This is a genomic window from Bacillus sp. SW14, assembly GCF_047608225.1.
GTDB classification, from domain to species: domain Bacteria; phylum Bacillota; class Bacilli; order Bacillales; family Bacillaceae; genus Bacillus; species Bacillus subtilis_G.
This window is the reverse complement of sequence record NZ_JBLKRW010000001.1, coordinates 3,467,376-3,487,694: the sequence shown is the minus strand read 5'-3', so window position 1 is coordinate 3,487,694 and position 20,319 is coordinate 3,467,376. Positions and strand designations below refer to the sequence as shown.

19 protein-coding genes are annotated in these 20,319 nt (G+C 46.6%); 11 read left to right on the top strand and 8 right to left on the bottom strand.

Annotated features, from left to right (window positions below):
* Positions 1 to 16: 16 nt before the first annotated feature.
* Both treR and ACMX2I_RS17795 read left to right on the top strand, forming a co-directional pair.
* Positions 17 to 733 (top strand): trehalose operon repressor, encoded by a 717-nt coding sequence (gene treR / locus ACMX2I_RS17800; RefSeq protein ID WP_414957754.1) that lies wholly within the window; start codon positions 17 to 19, stop codon positions 731 to 733.
* A gap of 139 nt (positions 734 to 872) precedes the next feature.
* The gene (locus ACMX2I_RS17795; RefSeq protein ID WP_414957752.1) at positions 873 to 1,538 is read left to right on the top strand and encodes an NAD(P)H-dependent oxidoreductase; all 666 of its coding nucleotides are present in this window, start codon (positions 873 to 875) and stop codon (positions 1,536 to 1,538) included.
* Between the two features lie 34 nt (positions 1,539 to 1,572).
* Here ACMX2I_RS17795 and ACMX2I_RS17790 read toward each other — a convergent pair whose 3' ends face one another.
* On the bottom strand, positions 1,573 to 5,952 hold the full coding sequence (locus ACMX2I_RS17790; RefSeq protein ID WP_414957750.1) for a multifunctional 2',3'-cyclic-nucleotide 2'-phosphodiesterase/3'-nucleotidase/5'-nucleotidase: 4,380 nt from the start codon (positions 5,950 to 5,952) through the stop codon (positions 1,573 to 1,575).
* Between the two features lie 243 nt (positions 5,953 to 6,195).
* On the opposite strand from ACMX2I_RS17790, the gene yfkM reads away from it, so the two are divergent.
* On the top strand, positions 6,196 to 6,714 hold the full coding sequence (gene yfkM / locus ACMX2I_RS17785; protein WP_087992552.1) for a general stress protein 18: 519 nt from the start codon (positions 6,196 to 6,198) through the stop codon (positions 6,712 to 6,714).
* A 238-nt stretch (positions 6,715 to 6,952) separates the two neighbouring features.
* On the opposite strand, the gene ACMX2I_RS17780 is transcribed toward yfkM, so the two are convergent.
* Positions 6,953 to 8,155 (bottom strand): MFS transporter, encoded by a 1,203-nt coding sequence (locus tag ACMX2I_RS17780; protein ID WP_414957748.1) that lies wholly within the window; start codon positions 8,153 to 8,155, stop codon positions 6,953 to 6,955.
* Positions 8,156 to 8,331: 176 nt separating this feature from the next.
* Positions 8,332 to 8,547: a DUF1128 domain-containing protein gene (locus ACMX2I_RS17775; RefSeq protein ID WP_010330293.1), complete on the bottom strand. Its 216-nt coding sequence runs from the start codon at positions 8,545 to 8,547 to the stop codon at positions 8,332 to 8,334.
* A 203-nt stretch (positions 8,548 to 8,750) separates the two neighbouring features.
* Between ACMX2I_RS17775 and yfkJ the strand changes: the two genes are divergently transcribed.
* The 3 genes from yfkJ to ACMX2I_RS17760 are packed head-to-tail and all read left to right on the top strand — an operon-like array spanning position 8,751 to position 10,410.
* Positions 8,751 to 9,221, top strand: a complete 471-nt coding sequence (yfkJ, locus tag ACMX2I_RS17770; RefSeq protein WP_087992554.1) for a protein-tyrosine-phosphatase — start codon at positions 8,751 to 8,753, stop codon at positions 9,219 to 9,221.
* Between the two features lie 17 nt (positions 9,222 to 9,238).
* Positions 9,239 to 9,559, top strand: a complete 321-nt coding sequence (locus tag ACMX2I_RS17765; RefSeq protein WP_010330291.1) for a hypothetical protein — start codon at positions 9,239 to 9,241, stop codon at positions 9,557 to 9,559.
* 23 nt (positions 9,560 to 9,582) lie between these two features.
* Positions 9,583 to 10,410 (top strand): YihY family inner membrane protein, encoded by an 828-nt coding sequence (locus ACMX2I_RS17760; protein WP_289346690.1) that lies wholly within the window; start codon positions 9,583 to 9,585, stop codon positions 10,408 to 10,410.
* A 191-nt stretch (positions 10,411 to 10,601) separates the two neighbouring features.
* Here ACMX2I_RS17760 and ACMX2I_RS17755 read toward each other — a convergent pair whose 3' ends face one another.
* Positions 10,602 to 11,777, bottom strand: a complete 1,176-nt coding sequence (locus tag ACMX2I_RS17755; RefSeq protein ID WP_414957745.1) for an MFS transporter — start codon at positions 11,775 to 11,777, stop codon at positions 10,602 to 10,604.
* 168 nt (positions 11,778 to 11,945) lie between these two features.
* Here ACMX2I_RS17755 and cax point away from each other — a divergent pair, with 168 nt between their 5' ends.
* Positions 11,946 to 13,004: a calcium/proton exchanger gene (gene cax, locus ACMX2I_RS17750; RefSeq protein ID WP_414957743.1), complete on the top strand. Its 1,059-nt coding sequence runs from the start codon at positions 11,946 to 11,948 to the stop codon at positions 13,002 to 13,004.
* 70 nt (positions 13,005 to 13,074) lie between these two features.
* Positions 13,075 to 13,869, top strand: a complete 795-nt coding sequence (locus tag ACMX2I_RS17745; RefSeq protein ID WP_414957741.1) for a YfkD family protein — start codon at positions 13,075 to 13,077, stop codon at positions 13,867 to 13,869.
* 41 nt (positions 13,870 to 13,910) lie between these two features.
* Here ACMX2I_RS17745 and mscC read toward each other — a convergent pair whose 3' ends face one another.
* Both mscC and yfkAB read right to left on the bottom strand, forming a co-directional pair.
* Positions 13,911 to 14,753 (bottom strand): mechanosensitive ion channel protein MscC, encoded by an 843-nt coding sequence (mscC, locus tag ACMX2I_RS17740; RefSeq protein WP_414957740.1) that lies wholly within the window; start codon positions 14,751 to 14,753, stop codon positions 13,911 to 13,913.
* Positions 14,754 to 15,875: a radical SAM/CxCxxxxC motif protein YfkAB gene (yfkAB, locus tag ACMX2I_RS17735; RefSeq protein ID WP_414957738.1), complete on the bottom strand. Its 1,122-nt coding sequence runs from the start codon at positions 15,873 to 15,875 to the stop codon at positions 14,754 to 14,756.
* Between the two features lie 145 nt (positions 15,876 to 16,020).
* Between yfkAB and ACMX2I_RS17730 the strand changes: the two genes are divergently transcribed.
* Both ACMX2I_RS17730 and pdaA read left to right on the top strand, forming a co-directional pair.
* On the top strand, positions 16,021 to 16,206 hold the full coding sequence (locus ACMX2I_RS17730) for an SE1561 family protein (RefSeq protein WP_087992562.1): 186 nt from the start codon (positions 16,021 to 16,023) through the stop codon (positions 16,204 to 16,206).
* A gap of 101 nt (positions 16,207 to 16,307) precedes the next feature.
* Positions 16,308 to 17,099, top strand: coding sequence for a delta-lactam-biosynthetic de-N-acetylase (pdaA, locus tag ACMX2I_RS17725; RefSeq protein WP_414957736.1), 792 nt, complete (start codon positions 16,308 to 16,310; stop codon positions 17,097 to 17,099).
* A gap of 292 nt (positions 17,100 to 17,391) precedes the next feature.
* Here the strand turns inward: pdaA and ACMX2I_RS17720 are convergent, their stop codons facing one another.
* Together ACMX2I_RS17720 and corA are read right to left on the bottom strand one after the other, a co-directional pair.
* A complete protein-coding gene (locus ACMX2I_RS17720) occupies positions 17,392 to 18,252 on the bottom strand; it encodes an NAD(P)-dependent oxidoreductase (protein WP_414957735.1) in 861 nt (286 codons plus the stop codon).
* 101 nt (positions 18,253 to 18,353) lie between these two features.
* On the bottom strand, positions 18,354 to 19,313 hold the full coding sequence (corA, locus tag ACMX2I_RS17715; RefSeq protein ID WP_414957733.1) for a magnesium/cobalt transporter CorA: 960 nt from the start codon (positions 19,311 to 19,313) through the stop codon (positions 18,354 to 18,356).
* A gap of 116 nt (positions 19,314 to 19,429) precedes the next feature.
* Between corA and ACMX2I_RS17710 the strand changes: the two genes are divergently transcribed.
* Positions 19,430 to 20,293 carry a DNA-3-methyladenine glycosylase family protein gene (locus tag ACMX2I_RS17710; protein WP_414958355.1) on the top strand — a complete coding sequence of 288 codons (864 nt, stop codon included), beginning with the start codon at positions 19,430 to 19,432 and terminating at the stop codon, positions 20,291 to 20,293.
* The last annotated feature ends 26 nt before the right edge of the window (positions 20,294 to 20,319 follow it).

Genomic DNA, 20,319 nt, shown 5'->3' with positions numbered 1-20,319 from the left:
AGCTGGGTGGTCCATAATGAAGGCGAATAAATTTATTGCAATTTATAAAGACATCGCACAGCAAATTGAAGGCGGCCGGTGGAAAGCGGAGGAGATTCTTCCGTCTGAACATGAGTTGACCGCACAGTACGGTACATCTAGAGAAACGGTCCGAAAGGCGCTTCACATGCTTGCGCAAAACGGCTATATCCAGAAAATCAGAGGGAAGGGCTCCGTCGTTCTCAACCGTGAAAAAATGCAGTTTCCCGTCTCGGGCCTTGTTAGTTTCAAGGAGCTCGCTCAAACGCTTGGCAAAGAAACGAATACAACTGTACACAAATTCGGGCTCAGGCCTCCGTCAGAGCTGATCCAAAAACAGCTCCGTGCTAACTCGGATGAGGACATCTGGGAAGTCATCAGGTCAAGAAAGATTGACGGAGAACATGTGATTTTGGACAAGGATTACTTTTTCAGAAAGCATGTGCCTCACCTAACGAAAGAAATTTGTGAGAACTCTATATATGAATATATAGAAGGAGAGCTCGGTCTTTCGATCAGTTATGCGCAAAAAGAAATTGTAGCCGAGCCGTGTACGGATGAGGACAGGGAGCTGCTTGATTTACGAGGTTATGACCATATGGTCGTGGTGAGAAACTACGTCTTTTTGGAGGATACGAGTCTCTTTCAATATACGGAAAGCAGACACCGCCTGGACAAATTCCGGTTTGTCGATTTTGCGCGGCGGGGAAAATGAGAAAGGCGCCTGCCTGCGGCAGCGCGCTTTTTTTGTTTGGTATCAAAATTGATACTATGCAACAAAAATGTGCGTACTTTTACTTTTTGCGATAACGGCTACAATAGAGTTGAGAGTAACCAAAGGAGAGGTGTTTTACATGGCAGATCTAAAGAAACAAATTCTGGATGCGTACCATTTCAGACATGCGACAAAGGAATTTGACCCGAATAAAAAAGTATCAGACAGCGATTTTGAATTTATTTTAGAAACAGGAAGACTGTCTCCGAGCTCACTCGGCCTTGAGCCTTGGAAATTCGTTGTCGTTCAAAATCCGGAATTTCGCGAGAAGCTTCGCGAATACACATGGGGCGCTCAAAAGCAACTTCCAACCGCAAGCCATTTCGTTCTGATTCTTGCGCGTGCAGCGAAGGATATCAAATACGATGCGGACTACATCAAACGTCATTTAAAAGAAGTGAAACAAATGCCTCAGGACGTTTGCGAAGGCTATCTCAGCAAAACGGAAGAGTTCCAGAAATACGATCTGCATTTGCTTGAAAGTGACAGAACATTGTTTGACTGGGCTTCAAAACAAACCTATATTGCGCTTGGCAACATGATGACTGCCGCTGCGCAAATCGGTGTTGATTCCTGCCCTGTGGAAGGCTTCCAATATGATCACATTCACCGTATTCTTGAAGAAGAAGGCCTTCTGGAAAACGGAAGCTTCGACATTTCTGTGATGGTGGCGTTCGGTTACCGCGTGAGAGACCCTCGCCCGAAAACAAGAGCGGCTGTTGAAGATGTTGTGAAGTGGGTGTAATAAAGAAAGCTGCTCGATGACGAGCAGCTCTTTTTTATGCTTGATTCGCTTTATTTTGTTTTCTCCTCTGATGCAAGTACAATGCCGTTCCGAGCGCGCTGATCAGAAATCCGGCCAAGAGGATCGAGTACATGGATGTGGCTGTGTCCGGAAGCAGGCCGCCAGCCGGGCCATCCGTACCTGATCCGTTTCCTCCTGACCCGTTTGTCGGGTCAGTGCCGGGAGGTGTATCATGTCCTCCGTTTCCGTCAGTCGGCTGTTTTCCGCCTGGTTTGTCAGAGCCTCCTCCATTGCTGCCGTCATCACCGCCTGTCGGCTGATCGGACGGGAATGCCGGCGGTTTGTTGTTCGCACCGGAATTTAAGATCGTGTATTCGCTGAAATGGGTTGTATATCCTGTCACGATATCATCGTCGACTGAACCCTTTTCAGTCTTTGTGAAAGTTTTCTTTTTCCGGTCAACGTGGTAAATAGCAGGGTTATGGGCTTCTTCAATATCAAACATGCGAAGCGAAAGCTGAACAGGTTCCTTGAATGATTTTATTTCTTTTCCTTTTTGTTTCACTGTAAAGTCATATACATCTGCAAGTGAAACATCCAACTCTCCCGTTGACTTGATGCCGATTGCAGTGTCTGCGGTTTTGAGGTTCGCCATTGGCAGCTTCATGCTGTACCAATAGTTGAATACCGTCAATGAAGGATCTGACTCTCTTTCTTTCAAAAGTTTGACCTGATCTTCTTTTACTTTAAGATTGATAGGCTTCTCGTGAGATCCTTCTGATGTTTCATAATAGACAAACGGCGTGTTGGCATTTTTGGCATAAATCGAAAATTTGTCTTCATCGAGTGTCCAGCTGCCATCCTTCTGTTTTGTCGGCAGGAATACTTCTTTGATTCGTCCTTCGATTTTAGGAGATACCTTGTTTCCTAGTTTTTTCAGCTGTTCAGTGAAAATCTCATAATCTACGTAACCAAGGTCCTCACCATGGGATGCTTTCGTAAAGACAGAGTATCCGTCTCCTCCGGCGCCGACAAAGTTATTCGTTGCCACGCGGTAGGTCTGATCGGAATCGAGATGAACCATGTCTCCGTTAGGTGATTCGAGTTTGACGTCAAGAACTCGGTGTCCGGGTTCCTTGTTTAATGTAAACGTATATTGGATTCCGGCCACCTGAGGGAAGGCGCCGCCTCCGTTTTCCACATTGCTCAATCCTTGTTCAAGGGCTTCTTTAATTTGTTTTCCGGTTAAGTCGGCCACGTAAAGCGTGTTGCCGAACGGCATGACGTTCAGCACCTCGCCGAGTGTGATATCGCCTTTGTCAATGCCGGCTCTGATGCCGCCGCCATTTGTGATCGCTATTCTGGCGCCAGCTGCTTCTTTCGCTTTTGCCAGCATGCCGTCCGCGATGAAGTTTCCGAGGTTCGTTTCCTTCGTGCGCACATGCTCACGCTGGCCGTCAAGCGCTACATCCGTGTAGCCGACTTTTTCCTTTTTGATGTCCTCTAATTCATGTTTGAACTGATCAAGCTCTTTTTTTGCCTCTGCGTTTTCTTCTGTATGTTCATCAATTGGCAGCACGCTCAGATTTGATTTGTCTGTTTGCACAACGCCGTTTTCATCAAACACGACATCGACGCGTCCCAAATATTCGCCGTATTCTTTTGCCTGCGCCACGATCGTCGGCTCTTCATTGTTCACGACTTCCATTTTGTCTACGAGGGTGTGGGTGTGTCCGCCGATGATCAAGTCAATGCCTTTTACTTTTTTGGCCAGCTCAAGATCACGGTTATGCCCGATATGGGTTAAAGCGATGATTTTATTTGCTTTTTCTTCTTCCTGAATCGTTTTGACAGTGTTTTGCGCTGTTTCAAACGCGTCATGAAATACGATGCTTTTGCCCGGGCTTGACGTAGTGGCTGTATCTTCCGTTGTCAGTCCGAATACAGCGACTTTCTCACCGTCAACATCTAACAGAATGTAAGGGTGGATGCCGGGCTCTTTCTTTTCACCTGCCGTAAAGGTTTGCGGCTTTTTGACATAGGAAGTCAGCTTAGGTTCGTTTGACACATCTACGTTTGCGCTGACGACCGGAAATTCAGGCGCTTCAAAGTGATAGCGGTTCGCCGGATCGACTGTTGCGCTGTTTCCGCTGAGAAAATCAGAAAGCACTGTCGGGCCTTTATCAAATTCATGGTTTCCAAAGGTCATGGCGTCATAGCCCATCATGTTCATCAATTTCAAATCGGCTAAACCGTTCCATTTTGTGAAATACAGATCGCCGGAAAACACATCTCCCGCATCAAGGAGAATGTTGCGGTCTGTTTCGTTTCGCACTTCGTTGATTTTCGTCATTCGTCTCGCCGCGTCATCGAGGTGGGCATGCGTATCATTGGTGTGCATGATAGTCAGATCCCACAGTCCGTCCTTAGGGGGCTCGGGATTTGAATCATCGTCGAATTGCAGCTTGTATACACCATAGCCTTCATTCGCAGATTCGCCTACATAAGCGACATCGTCTGCTTTATCCGCAAATGGCTTGGCCAAAAGTGAGGACTCAAACGTCAAATTCGTGCCGGAAACAGCCGCGATTGACCAATTGTTGTCCGCTTTTGGATTGACTGTTTTCTGTTCAATAATGTAATCCATCAGCACCTGCCTGTTTTCAACCGCGGAGCCGTGGACGATTTTATCGCTTGTCAGGTGAGGGAAACCGCCGCCTCCGGACGCACGATAATTATTGGTGACGACGAGAAATTCCTGGTTTGTGCTGATGGGCTTGCCTTCATAGGAAAGGTTGATGATCCGGGACGAGCCCGCGTTGATCACTTTTCCGTTCTCATCGTATTTCGCCGGTTTTGTGACATCGACCTGATATGTGACGCCGTCAATCACGTCAAAATTATAGGAGCGAAAATTCTCATTCAGTAAGGCTTGATCGCCGCCTTTTGACGGATCAATTTGATTGAATTGGCCTGCTGACATCTCAAGCCAGTCCTTGACCTCGCTTCCAGTCAGCTTGACGATCTGAACGGTATTATCGTAAAGATACAAGTCACCGACGTTTTTAATGGCGAGATCTCCGACCGGAATATTCGTATAGTAATTGGCTCCGTTTCTGCCGCCTGCTTTAAACGGCGCCCCAGCGGACAAAATCGGGAGGTCTTTGTACTCGGTATCCTTCATTTCCTTTTCCGCATACCATTTTTGCGCGTCTGTCACGATCTGAATGGAAGGGTCATCTTTGACCTGAGCGAAGAAGCTGTTAATATCGGCTTCTGTGTTGCCGACTGGTTTTCTAACATACTCCAGTGTGTTTTGATGCGTTTGCTTGATGGTGTTTGTGACGGTTTCATTTCCGGATGTGACGGTGCCTGCGATAGATTCAACACTGGCCTTCGAATCTGCTACCTTCCATGAGCCGTCCGTCTTTTTGAGTTTAAGGTCAATCATGCCCAAGTATTTGCCCCAGCTGCTTGGCATGACGACTGGAATGCCGTTGATTGTGCCTTTTTCAACATCGAATTGGGCAGCGCCTGCATACTCGGCGGAAGGGAAAAGTCCATGCTGATGGCCAGAGATGATCCCGTCAATGCCTTTTGTTTTGGTGGCTAGGTCAAATACAGCGTTTTCCGCGCCTGGCGATTGGGCTTGCTTTTCAATGCCGCTGTGGGCGAGGGCGATAATGACATCAGCGCCTTCCGCCTTCATTTTCGGGATCGTTTCATTGGCGGATTCTACGATATCCTGCACCTGCACCTGACCTTCGAGATGCTTTTTGTCCCATGTCATAATTTGCGGCGGAACGAAGCCTATGTAGCCGACCTTTATTTTTTGCTCATGGCCGTTTTCGTCAGTGACGGTTTTATCTGTAATGACATACGGCGTATACCGGTTTTCACCGCTTGTTGTTTTGACATTTGCATTTACAATCGGGAAATCGGCTCCTCTAATCGTGCCGTCGAGAAAGTCGAGCCCGTAGTTGAATTCATGATTGCCCAGTGTGCCGGCGTCATATTTCAGCGCATTCATGACACTGATAATCGGGTGGGTTTTCGCGCCGGAAATAATGTCGTCTTTTTCATACTTCACCGCGTATTCTCCAAGCGGATTCCCTTGAATCAAGTCTCCGTTATCCACAAGCAGGGTATTGGGGTTTTGCTGGTGGTGCTTTTGGATCAGCTGTGCCGTTCTTGCCAGCCCGAAATCCGTCGTTTCTTTGTCGCTGTAGTAATCGTAATCCATCATGTTGGCATGAATATCAGTCGTGGCCAAAATACTCAGTTGCACCTGAGGAGCCGCGCTTTCTTCTGCATGAATGGGTGGTGTTGGGAGGATTAGGCTAAGTATCATAATAGGGGGCAAAAGAATACGGAGAATGTTACCGACGTATGTTCGTCTTTTCTGTATTCTCACCAGTTCTCCACCTTTCAACGAAATTTGTGTTACAACTACTATTGTAAGAATATTTTGTAATCATTTGTAGGTATTTCTTTATGATTATTGTAAAAGGGAGAAAAATGAGTATTATGTAATATCGTCAAACGACAAATGCCGGGTATTTATGCTTATTGTTTGTCAGGTCTGCGAAAATGTTTATTTTAGTGTGGCTGGGGAAGAGTGTTTTATGTAGACAGATTAATCGGGAGGTTATGAAAAATGGGGAAAAAAATAGCAGTTGTTTTGACAGATTATTTTGAGGACAGCGAGTACACTGAACCTGCGAAAGCCTTTAAAGAAGCGGGACATGAACTGACTGTCATCGAAAATGAAAAAGGCAAAACAGTAAAAGGCAAGCAGGGGAACGCAGAAGTGACAGTGGACGCATCCATTGATGATGTAAACCCTTCAGACTTTGATGCGCTTTTAATTCCCGGAGGATTTTCACCAGACCAGCTTCGCGCTGATGACCGTTTCGTCCAATTTACAAAAGCGTTTATGACTGACAAAAAACCGGTATTCGCCATTTGCCACGGCCCGCAACTCTTAATCAACGCGAAAGCGCTCGATGGCCGAAAAGCGACAGGCTATACGTCCATTCGTGTTGACATGGAAAACGCGGGTGCCGACGTTGTGGACAAGGAAGTGGTTGTTTGCCAAGGGCAATTGGTCACTAGCCGTACACCGGATGATATTCCGGCATTTAATCGTGAATCGTTGGCATTGCTTGAGAAATAAGAAAAACGGACGCCTGCGGGGCGTCCGTTCAGCGTGTCGACAAACCCTTGCATTCGTTGTCAAGCCTGTGCGTTGGTGCTCACGAATTAGGACATTCGCTCCGCTCCAATGCTCGCCTTTCCTAGACTTCAAGGGTTTTCAACCACGCTGAAAAGATGACAAAATCCTAAAACTAAACTGTTTTAGGATTTTGTCAACAATCTGAACGGACGCCTGCGGGGCGTCCGTTTTCTGTTGATTACAGCTTGGCAGCTGCCGAAGCGCCCGTCAGTTTCTTGTATCTGTAATACAAGAAGGCGGCTGCAGCTGTTCCGATAACCGCAATACAGAAGTCGAACATAAAGATATGGGCGATGCCTCCCGCTTTTGCGATAAGCCCTGTGGCAATCGGCAGCAAAATCGACGCGAGGCTTGAAGCGGTCGCTACAATTCCGGTAACGGTTCCTTTTCGCTTCCAGAAAAGCTCTGTCATTAATGTAATGGTGATTTGAAACACACCCGCGGTTGAAAAGCCTAAGAAAAAGGCGGTGATGTCCAGCACAACCGGCACATGAACCGTCAGCATGACCGCAAGCGTACATAAAGTAATAACCGGATACAAGAGCGTAATCATGACTGGCTTTACCCATCTGTTCAGCAAAAGGGCTAATAATAAAACGGATGCCAGAGATCCAACACTATAATAGCTCAGCAATTGCACGGAAGCTGATTCAGCTAAACCGGCTGCTTTTTGCGCGTAGCTCGGAAGCCAGATTTGAGAAACCGTAAATAAAGCTGTTGATGTAAAACCGATCATAATCAGGGCGGTGCCTTCTTTCCGAAAAACGGGTTCAGACAAGAAAGCGGGAGCTTCCTGTTGGCCGCTATTATTTGGTTTTTTCTGTTTCTTAGGAAACGAAAGCGTTGATAAATAAACGATATTCAGTACATAGACGGCAGCCGGGAGATAAAAAGCAAATCCGTAAGACATGCGGTGGTTTGCTAAAAATGTGATCAAAAGCGGCAAAAGTGCGGCCCCCAGAGACATAAAGGCTTTGACCAGAACATTTGCCGAGCCGGGAGCAGCCGGGAAGAGCTCGGTCAGGGCCGGATATGTTCCGGCATCCATCGCTGAATTTGCGACTCCGGCTAATAAGGCGAACACAAACGCCAGTTCATAGCTCGGTGATAAAGGAATACCGACTAAAAAGACGGCCATGATTCCCGCGGAAGCGACAACAAGCGGTTTTCTGCCGATTTTATCTGATAACACGCCGGAAATGCCGTAGGTCAGCAGCTTGCCGAACCCGATAGCGGCAATGACATAACTAATGCCGGTCGGGTCGGTATTCCACTGTTTTGTTAAGGAGGACATATTGGATGCGAGAATAATGTTGACCATTCCCAGAAAGAAGTAGTTGATATACATTCCGGAGGCTGTTTTGATAGATGTCGTTTTCATGGCTTGTACTCCTTCAAATCTTATTCGAACATTTTCATTAATATTGATTTCTTCACCGGCTTTGATCAGGCCCAAGTCCTTATAACCTTCTTTTTAACCGCTCGGTGCTGCAATCATCCGATCGGCTGTGTTCGCCAATGATAAAAAAGACTCGCCGGGTTTCCGGCCAGTCTCAATTATTTACGAAGCGAGGCGAGTTCTTGAGCTATCGCCTGCATTTCACTAGGGCTGAATGATTCTTTTTTCATCACCATGCTGTGAAGGTACGTGAGGTCTTCTATCTTTTCATCACTGAAATCCTCCGCTTTGATCACGCCGACGTTCAGCATGTTCAGTTTTTGGGAAATCTCTTCAATCATTTGAGTCAATGTTTCTGTATTTGGGCTGGACAAATAGTTCCATCCTTTCTTTATGCGATATTCGGTATGTTTTATTCTAACAGAATTCAATCAGAAAAAAACCCTCTTCTAAGAGCAAACTTTTGATTTCAAAAAAGTGGAGTCATCAGTTGAAAAGAAAATGAACATCCTACTAAGATATTCATGAAGGTTTTTTTTTAGAGAAATATGGGCAAAGAATAGGGAGGTTGCACAACATGATAAGCGTGTTATTTGTTTGTTTAGGAAATATTTGCCGGTCTCCGATGGCAGAAGCGATTTTTCGGGACCTGGCAGCCAAAAAAGGATTAGAGGGGAAAATCAAGACAGACTCAGCAGGTATCGGCGGCTGGCACATCGGCAATCCGCCGCATGAAGGAACACAGGAGATCTTGCAGAGAGAAGGAATCAACTTTGAGGGCATGCTTGCACGTCAAGTCAGCGAACAGGATCTGGCCGATTTTGATTACATCATTGCGATGGACGCAGAAAATATCGGGAGCCTCAGAAGCATGGCGGGTTTTAAGAATACCTCGCATATCAAAAGGCTCTTGGACTATGTTGAAGATTCAGATCTTGCCGATGTTCCTGATCCTTACTACACAGGAAATTTTGAAGAGGTCTGCCAATTAATCAAGTCGGGCTGTGAGCAGCTGCTTGCATCCATTCAAAAAGAAAAACAATTGTGAGTGAAAGGAGAATTTGCATGAACAACGAACGTTTAATGCTGAAAGGTATTTTTCTCGGAGCTGCGGCAGGCGCGGCGTTATCGCTGCTCCATAAGCCGACAAGACAGGCATGCGGCATGAGATGGCTGACATGCAAGCATAAACTTTCACTGTACAAAAGCAATCCGGAGCTGTTGAAAAACACGGTCATCACAAAAATGGATGAAGCCAAAAAGCTGGCCCAATCCTTGTCAAATGAAGTCGGGTTTGTCAACCAGCAGGTGAAAGAGCTGAAGAAAACAACGCCGCAAGTGATGGAGCTTGTGCAAGAAACGAAAGAGCATTTTTCAAAAAAATGATCAAATATGCGAGGTGAGGCGACATGGATTTTTTGAAAGAGCTTTTCAGCAGATACACCCTTCATGAAGGGCCGAGCAAATCAGCGGAGCTGGCGTATTTTTTTCTTTTGTCATTGTTTCCGTTTTTGATTTTTATGCTGACGCTCACCGCGTATCTTCCGATTTCTACCGATGATGTTCTGGGAGTTGTCAAACAATATGCACCCGCCAGTGCGATGTCCCTCGTTGAATCCATTACACAACAAACCTTAAACAACCGAAATGGCGGTTTGCTGTCATTCGGGATTATCGCGGCTTTGTGGTCTGCGTCTAATGGAATGAACGCCATCGTCCGATCGCTAAACCACGCGTATGAAGTGGATGAAAACCGCTCTTTTATCATCGTTCGTCTAACCTCAATTTTTTTGACGATTGCCATGGTATTTACGATTTTAGTGGCCTTGCTTCTGCCGGTATTCGGCCGGCAGATCGGGGTGCTCGCTTCAGACTTCGTCGGCGCGTCGGATCTGTTTTTATCCGTTTGGGCAGCAGTGCGCTGGGGTGTCAGTCCGCTTGTGCTGCTGATCGTTTTTTCCGCACTGTATTTCATCGCGCCGAACAAAAAACTGTCCCTCCGGTTTGTCATGCCGGGTGCGGTGTTTGCGGCCTTTGGCTGGATCGTTGTCAGCACCCTGTTTTCATTTTACGTCAGCACGTTTGCGAACTTCAGCGCCACGTATGGGAGTATCGGGGGAATCATTGTCCTGATGATTTGGTTTTACTTGAGCGGCATTTTAATTATCTTAGGGGGAGAAATCAACGCTCTTTTACATAAACGTAAAAAGCTTCCTGATGAAAATCCCTATCTTTAGCGCACCCTATAAATGAACTTCAGTTCAAAAAGATATAGGGGGGCAACGTGATGAGCAAGCAAAAAGGCGGAAGCCATAACAAACAAAATTCGAAAAGCAAACCGAGCCATAAAACAAGCGGAAGCGCCAACGGGCAAAACGGCTATCATTAGCATCAAAGCCTCCTGACACCATGTCAGGAGGCTTTTTGATTAAGAAGATGAAGAATAGGTTTCGGCTGGCGACCAGCTTTTCGGTTTGCCCAGCACAAGAGCAAGCCAAACACCGCTAAGCGTGAGGGTAATAAAATAAAACAAGTTTGCGCTATCAAATGTCTGCATATACCAGCCGCCGGCAATCGGGCCGAGGATGCTGCCGAGGCTGAATGTAATGCCGCAAAGCAGGTTCCCCGCCGGCAGCAAGTGGGGCGGAAGAAGATCTGTCATATAGCTGATGCCAAGTGTAAAGGTTGAGCCGACTGCCATTCCCGCCATAAAAAAGCAGCATCCGATCACGTAAGGCAAAGGGAATACGCCGGCGATCAAAAAGCAAAGCGCCCCTGTCAGCAAAATCACAAGCAGGACATTCCGCCGCCCGTATTTATCGCTGAGGATGCCGAGCGGAAACTGAAAAATAATGCTTCCGATCGCAAATGCGGGCAGGATCAGCGCCACTGCGTCCACAGAGATCCCTAGCCGGAGCGCGTATACAGGAAAGCTTCCGTTTAGCGCCGTCTCCAGAAAGCCGTAACCGAATGTGGGCATAAAGGCAACCCATCCAAACAGGATCGCTTGATAAAACCGCCTGAAACTATTGTCTGATTTGGTTTCGTGAGGACTGGTTTGCGGGTATGCATTTTGTAGAAAGAAAACAAAAAGCCACGCAAACAGGCTGAAGCAGCCAGACACGATAAAAGGCAGCGCCGGGCTCAGCTTGACAAGCGGAACCATGAACGGACCCGCGGCAAAGCCAAGGCCGAAGGAAAGTCCGTAAACAGACAGGTTTCTTCCGCGATTATCTTTTGATGACATGGAAGTCACCCACGTTTGCGTAGAAAAGTGAAGCATGTGGTCGCCGATTCCGATAAACAGGCGAAGCAGGAACCAGATCCAAACCGACTGAAGCCATATAAATCCAAATAAGCTTAAAATGACAATGCTTCCGCCAATGACGATCAGCGGCTTAAATCCGAGCTTTCTAAGCGGCGCTTCCATAAACGGAGAAGCCAAAAGCACGCCGATGTACAGTCCCGTGGCGTGCAGGCCGTTGATAGCGGCCGATTCACCATTTGTTTCAAAGATGATCGAGATGACAGGCAGCAGCATGCCTTGCGAAAACCCGGAAATGGAAACGAGCAAGACAAGGATAAAGAAATGAAATCGTGACATTTTGTCTGTTCTCCTTATGTGGAATCTATGTTGATCGTACAATGTTTTCCAAAAGCGGGCAACCTGAAAAAAGCCTATATCACATGTGAACATGCGACCTCGTGTAAGCATGATGATTTTTGTGAAGAATAAAAATAAAACAAGTCATATAAAAGGAGCCAATTCACCATGAATCGTATTTTTTTTATTTTAGTGGCGGCGGGTGTTCCGCTTTCTGTAATCGGCAGTTTGATGCATTGGCCTTCTGTCATTCTCTTTGCCTTGTATTGCGTAACGATTATCGCGCTTGCAAGCTATATGGGAAGGGCGACAGAATCATTGTCCATCATCGCAGGCCCGCGGATCGGCGGTTTGTTGAACGCCACCTTTGGGAACGCGGTTGAGTTAATCATCTCTTTATTTGCACTAAAGGAGGGCCTGACCGGCATCGTGCTTGCCTCTTTAACCGGTTCAGTGCTGGGGAATTTACTGCTGGTGGCGGGGCTATCGTTTTTTGTCGGCGGTTTAAAATATAAGCGGCAGGAGTTTAATATCCATGATGCGCGCCATAACTCCGGTCTTTTGATTTTTGCCATTATTGTCGCTTTTGTGATTCCGGAGGTATTTTCCGTTGGCATGGGTAACGTGGGCAAGCTCAATTTAAGCATCGGCATCAGCATCATTTTGATGCTGTTATATGTGGCGGCTCTTTACTTTAAACTTGTCACACACCGCGGTGTTTATCAACCGAAGAACAATTCCGCCCAGCACGTGGAAGAGGAAGAGCCGGAATGGTCGGGCAAAATTGCCACAATTGTCTTGTTTGCGGCAACGATTGCTGTGGCATACATATCCGAAAACCTGGTGCACACGTTCCACTCGGTAGCTGAGCAGTTCGGCTGGAGCGAGCTGTTTATCGGGGTCATCATCGTGGCAATAGTCGGTAATGCCGCCGAGCACGCATCAGCCATTATCATGGCCTATAAAAATAAAATGGACGTTGCGGTTGAAATCGCAGTTGGTTCGACGCTGCAGATTGCTATGTTTGTTGCGCCGATTCTTGTGATTTGTTCCATCTTTTTCCCGGTAAGTATGCCGCTTGTGTTTACATTGCCAGAGCTCGTTGCGATGGTATCATCGGTTCTCTTGATGATCGCGATTTCGAATGACGGCGATTCCAACTGGTTTGAAGGAGCGACACTGCTTGCCGCCTATGTCATTATGGCGATCGGCTTTTTCCTTCTTTAACTTGAAAAAATGATGGATAACAACAAAGCGGGTTGAAAAGACTAAGGGAAAATGCCATAGAAAGAGTGATATGATGAAAAAGCTATTTCATTCCACACTTATTGTGCTGTTATTCTTTAGTTTTTTCGGCGTTCAGCCCATCTACGCGAAAAAGCAGTTTAAGGTTCCTGACTCTGTCGCAAGCATCTCGAAGGAAAACACGTATCCGAATGCTTCACAGGATCAGCCGATGCTTCAGCCGAGCAAGCTTGCAAAGGAATTGCTCGATCATTCTGATGTGAAGATTGAAAACCCGCACCTCATCAAAATGCTGAATGAATCCAACATATCCGGCACACCGCTTGCGGTCGGCTACCGGGCGACAATCTTTCTCGGGAAATGGGCGCTCGGCTATGAATCAAACGAAACAGTCGCAAATTGGGAATATAAAAAAATCAATACAAACCGTGCGGATAACCGCGGCGGAAAAGAAACGGCTGAAATGCACTATGCCCAGGAACAGCAATACAAAGTGAAGGGCGGCCTGACAGCTAAGGTTCCAAATGCTGAAGATGTCAAAAGCATGATGATGCTGAAAGCAATGAAGAAAACGAACCTTCCGCTGGCATTTGATACGGTCGTCGGAGCGGGTACAAAGCGGGATCAAATTTATAAAGTCGCTCCTAAGAAACTTGGTTATCTAAACGCATATGCGCCGGCTGTGAATGAAAAAGGAAAAGTGACTTACGGAGAAGTATACTTAGTGCTGAAAGGGAATAAACGAAAACTTGTCGTGAAAAATGTCACATCTCAGGGTATCGGTGCTTGGATTCCGGTTCAAGACCATGTCACATTTGGCTTTCAGCTTTCCTCGCAGCCGAGATAAATAAAAAACTGATTCCATTCAGGTGGAATCAGTTTTTTTGTTTATTGTGTTCTCTCGATTCTGACCGCTTCTTCAAGCATTTGCACATTGTTTTGGTACAGCTGGCGAACGAGAATCCGTCTGGCTGCAAGGCTGGCGCTGAAATAATCGTCATCTTTGACCATGCCTTTTACCGTAAATTCGACGCCGCGATTGATATGATTCAATGCGGTGATCCCGTGTATTTGAAAGGGTTCTGCCGGATTGCCGAATTCATTCAGCTTCAATGAATCCCGAAGCTCTTCATTCAGCGTGTCGCATGCCTCTTCTAATACACTGTACACGCGGTCCGGATCTTCCTTAAAGCTGATGACAAAGGATTCGGTAATCCGCATAAAATCAATATTATAGTTCTCTATCTGCCTGACTTCGCCGTTGCTGATGGTGAGCAGCTTCCCGCTCCATTCCCGGATTTGCAGCGAGCGAAGGCCGATTTCCTCAACAGTTCCGTTAAACAAATTGTTGACGGTGACATAATCGCCTTTGTGCAGCTGGCGTTCATAAATCAAAAACACACCTGCCAGCACATCCTTAATCAGTGATTGGGCGCCAAAACCGATGACGATACCTGCTACACCCGCCCCGGCTAAAATTTTGCCGAAATCATGCACAAATAAAGACATAACATAAAAGATAAAAGCGATTGTCGCTGTGTACTGGGTGACAGAACGGATAAGGCTTTCAATTGTTTTTTCTTTTCTTTCTTCAATGAAGTCCGTCCGTTTAAAAAATAGCTGGACCAGCCGGTTGATGATAAAAACACCGATCCACAGAATGACAGCAACGAGAAGAATATCGACGATTTTATTCTGGAAAATCTCTGTAAGTGTTTCTTCCATTCGCATCTAACTCCTGGCTTGACGTTTTGTGAAATCTGCATCCTGATAATAACTGTTTTTGACGAGAACATTCGGCCCGAGGCATCGGACATTCGGGCAGTGGCAATTCAGCTCTTTGGCAAGCTTGGTCTCTCTCCATTTTTCATAGGCGGAAGGGAGGCTGTCCGTCTGGATATTGCCAAGCGGCGGTGTATCGCCGAAATCTGTTACGATAATGTTTCCGTCGAAAATGTTCACATTCAGGCGGGAACGGCCGTCAGGGTCGTTTCTCACCGTGACGTTTTTCGCCGCGCGAAGCCGGTGAAGCAGCTTTTGATCCTCTTCGTCCGAACTGCAGGCATAAAACGGCAGTGTCCCGAACAGCATCCATGTATTTTCATCACGAATGTCCAGCAAACGGTGAATGGACTGTCTCATCTCTTTCAGGCTGAGAGATTCAAGAGCGCTTGCGAAATCGCTCGGGTACATCGGATGGACTTCGTGACGCTGACATTTCATATCTTCTGTGATTTGGCGGTGAATATGCTCAATATGCGGAAGTGTCCGTTTGTTCAGCATCGTTTCCGCAGAAACCATCACCCCGGCATCCACGAGCGTGCGGCTGTTTTCGATCATTTTTTCAAAATAACGCGCGCGCTGTTCGAAAGTCGGTTTTCTGTCCATCATGGCAAAGCCGATCTCTGCAAAATCTTCAACTGTACCCCAGTTATGCGAAATATGCAGGACATCAAGATACGGAATAATCCATTCGTATCGATCAATATCAAGGGTCAGGTTAGAATTGATCTGCGTCCGCACGCCCCGCTCATGGGCGTATTTTAATAACGGAACGACATATTCCTTTACTGATTTTAATGAAAGCATCGGCTCTCCGCCTGTAATGCTGATGGATCTCAGACGCGGAATTTCCTCCAGCCGTTTTAACAGAAGGTCTATTGGCAGAGCATTCGGGTCTTTAGGCTGCAATGTATAGCCTACAGCGCAATGCTCGCATCTCATATTGCACAGTGTCGTTGTTGTGAATTCAACGTTTGTCAGCAGCATGTCTCCATACTGTTCAACATCCATATAGGCTTCCCAAGGATCAAACTCGGGTGTGATCGGATGCAGCTTCGTGTTTTGTGTCATGACTATCTAACTCCTTTATAAATGGGGCATACTAATGCTGCCAACAGTTAATTTTAGACCTGATTTGTCAAGATCGCAAGTAGCGCAGCGATTGAAAAACGGCAAAAAATGAGCTACCATAATAAAAAATGAATGGAGGAACAGAATGGGAAACGCCGTAAACAATAAGGATCAGCAGCTTGATTATTTAAAGAACAGACTCGACATGTTTATGAACGTCGTTGATTCATTAGATCCTGAAGCAACTGACGTTGAAGATATAGACAGACTCATCAGCATGCTTGATGATCTGGAAGCGAAATACGAACGCTTTAAAAAAGACTGGGAATAAAACCGCGCGCACGCTGCGGTTTTTTATTTTGACATAAAGCGTCAGTATAAAACGAAGCGCCTTTCTGTAAAATATAAAAAAATGCAGAAGGAGCGCTGGCCATGAAGTGGATGTGTTCAATATGCTGTGCTGCCGTCTTGCTTGCCGGGGGAGCAGTACAGGCGAGAGCGGTGCCGAATGACCCGATTAACTGGGGCTTTAAACGAAGTGTCAATCATCAGCCGCCTGATGCCGGGGAGCAGCTGAACCGTTTAATTGAAAAATATGACGCCTTTTATTTAGGCAATACAAAGGAAAAAACGATTTACTTAACGTTTGATAACGGCTATGAAAATGGCTATACGCCCAAAGTGCTTGATGTCTTAAAAAAACACCGCGTAACAGGAACCTTTTTTGTCACAGGGCATTTCGTAAAGGACCAGCCTGAGCTGATTAAGCGCATGTCAGATGAAGGGCATATTATCGGCAACCATTCGTTTCACCATCCGGATCTGACGAAAAAAACAGCGGACCAGATTCAGGACGAACTCGATTCAGTCAACGAAGAGGTCTATAAAATTACGGGAAAGCAGGACAACCTGTATCTGCGTCCGCCGCGCGGCGTGTTTAGTGAATACGTGCTGAAAGAAACGAAACGCCTCGGCTATCAAACCATTTTCTGGTCGGTCGCTTTTGTTGATTGGAAAATCAAAAACCAAAAGGGGAAGAAATATGCCTACGAGCATATGATCAAGCAGGCGCACCCAGGAGCCATTTACCTGCTTCACACCGTATCGAAGGACAATGCCGAAGCACTGGATGATGCGATCACAGACCTGAAAAAACAAGGCTACACATTTAAAAGCATTGATGATTTGATGTTTGAGAAAGAAATGAAGCTGCCGTCCTTGTAACGAGAAAGCCTCTCCATGAACGGAGAGGCTCAGCGTGTCGACAAACCCTCGCATTCGTTGTCAGTCCTGCGCGTTGGTGCTTACTTGAGAAAAGATCAGCGGCTAAAAGCTGAGCGTCCTGCTCAAACGCCGCTGTCACCGCATCCTGCGGAAGTCTGCTCCAATGCTCGCCCTTCCTAGACTTCAAGGGTTTTCAATCACGCTGAAAAGATGACAAAGTCCTAAAACGAAAACCGTTTTAGGACTTTGTCTACAATCTGAAAGCCTCTCCATGAACGGAGAGGCTTTCTTCTTATTTGATACATTTAATGAGTGCGGCCCAATCCAGATCTCCAAAGCCTTTTTCAATCCCGCTTTCAAAATGGCTCTTGGCCAGCTCGGCTAGAGGGAGGTGTGCAGACACTTGTTCAGCGGCGGCAAGTGCCAGGTTGGTATCCTTCAGTCCTAAAGACATTTTGAAACCGGCAGGCTCAAATTTCTGCTCGGCCATGATGGTTCCGTAATTTTGATAGACAGGAGAGCCAAAGAGAGCGCTGGCGATTTCTAAAAATTGTTTTTGTTCTAAGCCGTACTTCTCCATCATTAAGAATGATTCAGATAACGCCTCCAGCATAGACACGAGCAAGAAATTGATGCTGATTTTGGCCGCGTTTGCCGTCTTGCTTTCTTCGCCAACGTCAAATACCTGCTGGCTCAGGCTGTCAAGCAGAGGCTTGGCGGTTTGCTTCGCTTCCGCCGGCCCGGCTGTTATGATGCGGAGCGCGGCTTTGGCGGCCGCATCCGGTCTTCCGAGTACTGGAGCGGCGAGGAAGGATTGTCCTTTTTCCGCATGAGCCGCTGCGAGCTTTTCAGAGGACTCGACACTGATTGTGCTCATTGAAATGTGGATGCCGTTCTTGGCTAATCCTTCAATCAGCCCGTCTTCTCCGAATGTCACGGCGCTGACAGAATCGTCATCTGAAAGCATCGTTATGACAATATCAGCGGACTCTGCCGCCTGTCGCGGCGTGTCAGCTGCCTGTGCACCTTCTGTTACAAATTCCTTCGTCTTTTGTTTCGTCCGATTATAAACAGTCAATTCATAGCCTTCCTGAAGCACGTTTCGGGCAATGGGCTGTCCCATATTGCCGAGTCCGATAACAGCAATTTTCAATCTGATCACTCCCTGAACATTTTTTCCATTATAAACAAATTGAACATCATATGCATGAAAAGCGGCTTGCCAATATAAAAAAGAACAGCTTTACGCTGTCCTCATTTAAATATGTTGAACCATCCTTTATGTACAAACCATATCAGCATCCCGATCACAAGCGCAGCCATCAGGCCCAGCACGGCGAAATATCCGTAATCCCAATGAAGCTCGGGCATGTAGTCGAAGTTCATCCCGTACACACCGGCAATAAAGGTGAGCGGGATGAAGATGGTCGACACGATCGTCAGTGTCATCATAATCGCATTCATCCGGTTTGTATTCAGTGTCACATAGCTGTCGCGCAAGTCGGACGTCATGTCACGGTTGGATTCCACAATCTCAGATAATTTTAACAAATGATCGTATATGTCGCTGAAATAGGCTTTCGTTTCCTGATGCTCTTTCACATGATCAAGGGTTAAAATCCGATAGAGCAAATCACGCATCGGAATAACCGTCCGTCTCAGATGCAAAAGATCCGTCCTAAGATCAAACACCTCGTTCATCAGCGTTCCATATGTTTTGTGAGGACGCCTTTCTTCAATCTCATTCAGCCTGTCTTCAATTTTGTACACGAGAGGAAAATATTCATCAACAAGCTGATCCATGATCATATAAGTGATATGCCCAGGCCCTTTTTTTAATATGTCCGGTGAAGCATACAAACGCTCCCGGACTTTGGCGATACCGGGCGTTTCGTGTAAATGAAAGGTGACGACAAATCTTTCGCCTTGAAAGATATCGACTTCCTCCGTCTCCAGCGTGTCCTTATTCAGCGCATGAATCACGTAAAAGCGATAGCCGTCATATTGGTCAAGCTTGGGGCGCTGCATATGCTGGAAGCAATCCTCAATGGCAAGCGGATGAAAATGAAAAAAATCTCTCAATAATGCCGTTTCCGTATCCTCCGGGCCGTATAAATCAACCCAGTACCACGCAATATCAGGCTGTTCCACTCGTTCGATCGGTATATTTTTCAGCAGCTTATGCTCTATTGTCATTGCGGTAATGTTGATCATAAACAACCCTCCACCTGCCATTATATCATGCGGCCTTTATGAGAAAAGTATACGGTGTTCTGCCTATTTCCAGCGGCGTGTTATACTGGACAAAAAACGGAAAAAGGGTGGATTGCATGTGGAAGGAAAACGTATCTGTCACGCCTCCGTACCATTTTGACCGCGTGTTGGACAGACTGTCTTTAGACCCTCTCAATGCGGCAGATAAAGAAGCGCGGGAAATACGCGTGCCGATCAGAAACCAAGGGGGAGACGTGTGCATTGTAAAGGTACAGGCGTTGGGCCATGCGGATGAGCCTGAGTTTCTCGTCAGCGGGGAAACGGATCAGGAAGAGATGATGAAGGAAATTAAGCGGATTTTTCAATGGGAACATGATCTGCAGCACGTTCTCGATCATTTTTCGAAAACGAGTCTGTCCGCCATTTTTGAAGAGCATGCAGGCACGCCGCTTGTACTGGACTACAGCGTGTACAACTGCATCATGAAATGCATCATCCACCAGCAGCTCAATCTTTCCTTCGCTTATACGTTAACAGAACGGTTTGTCCATGCGTTTGGCGAGCAGAAGGACGGCGTGTGGTGCTATCCAAAGCCGGAAACGATAGCGGATCTCGATTATCAGGATCTGCGCGATTTGCAATTCAGCATGAGGAAAGCGGAATACGCCATTGATACGTCAAGGATGATCGCTGAAGGCACACTCGACTTGTCGAAGCTGCCGGAGATGACAGATGAAGACATCATGAAGAAGCTGGTCAAAATCAGAGGCATCGGCCCGTGGACCGTGCAAAACGTCCTCATGTTTGGGCTTGGGCGCCCTAATTTGTTCCCGCTAGCCGATATTGGACTCCAAAATGCGATCAAACGCCATTTTCAGCTGGACGACAAACCGGCAAAGGATGTCATGCAGGCGATGAGCAAGGAGTGGGAGCCTTATTTAAGCTATGCGTCTTTGTATTTGTGGAGAAGTATTGAATGAAAAACGGCTGCCTTTTCGGCAGCCTC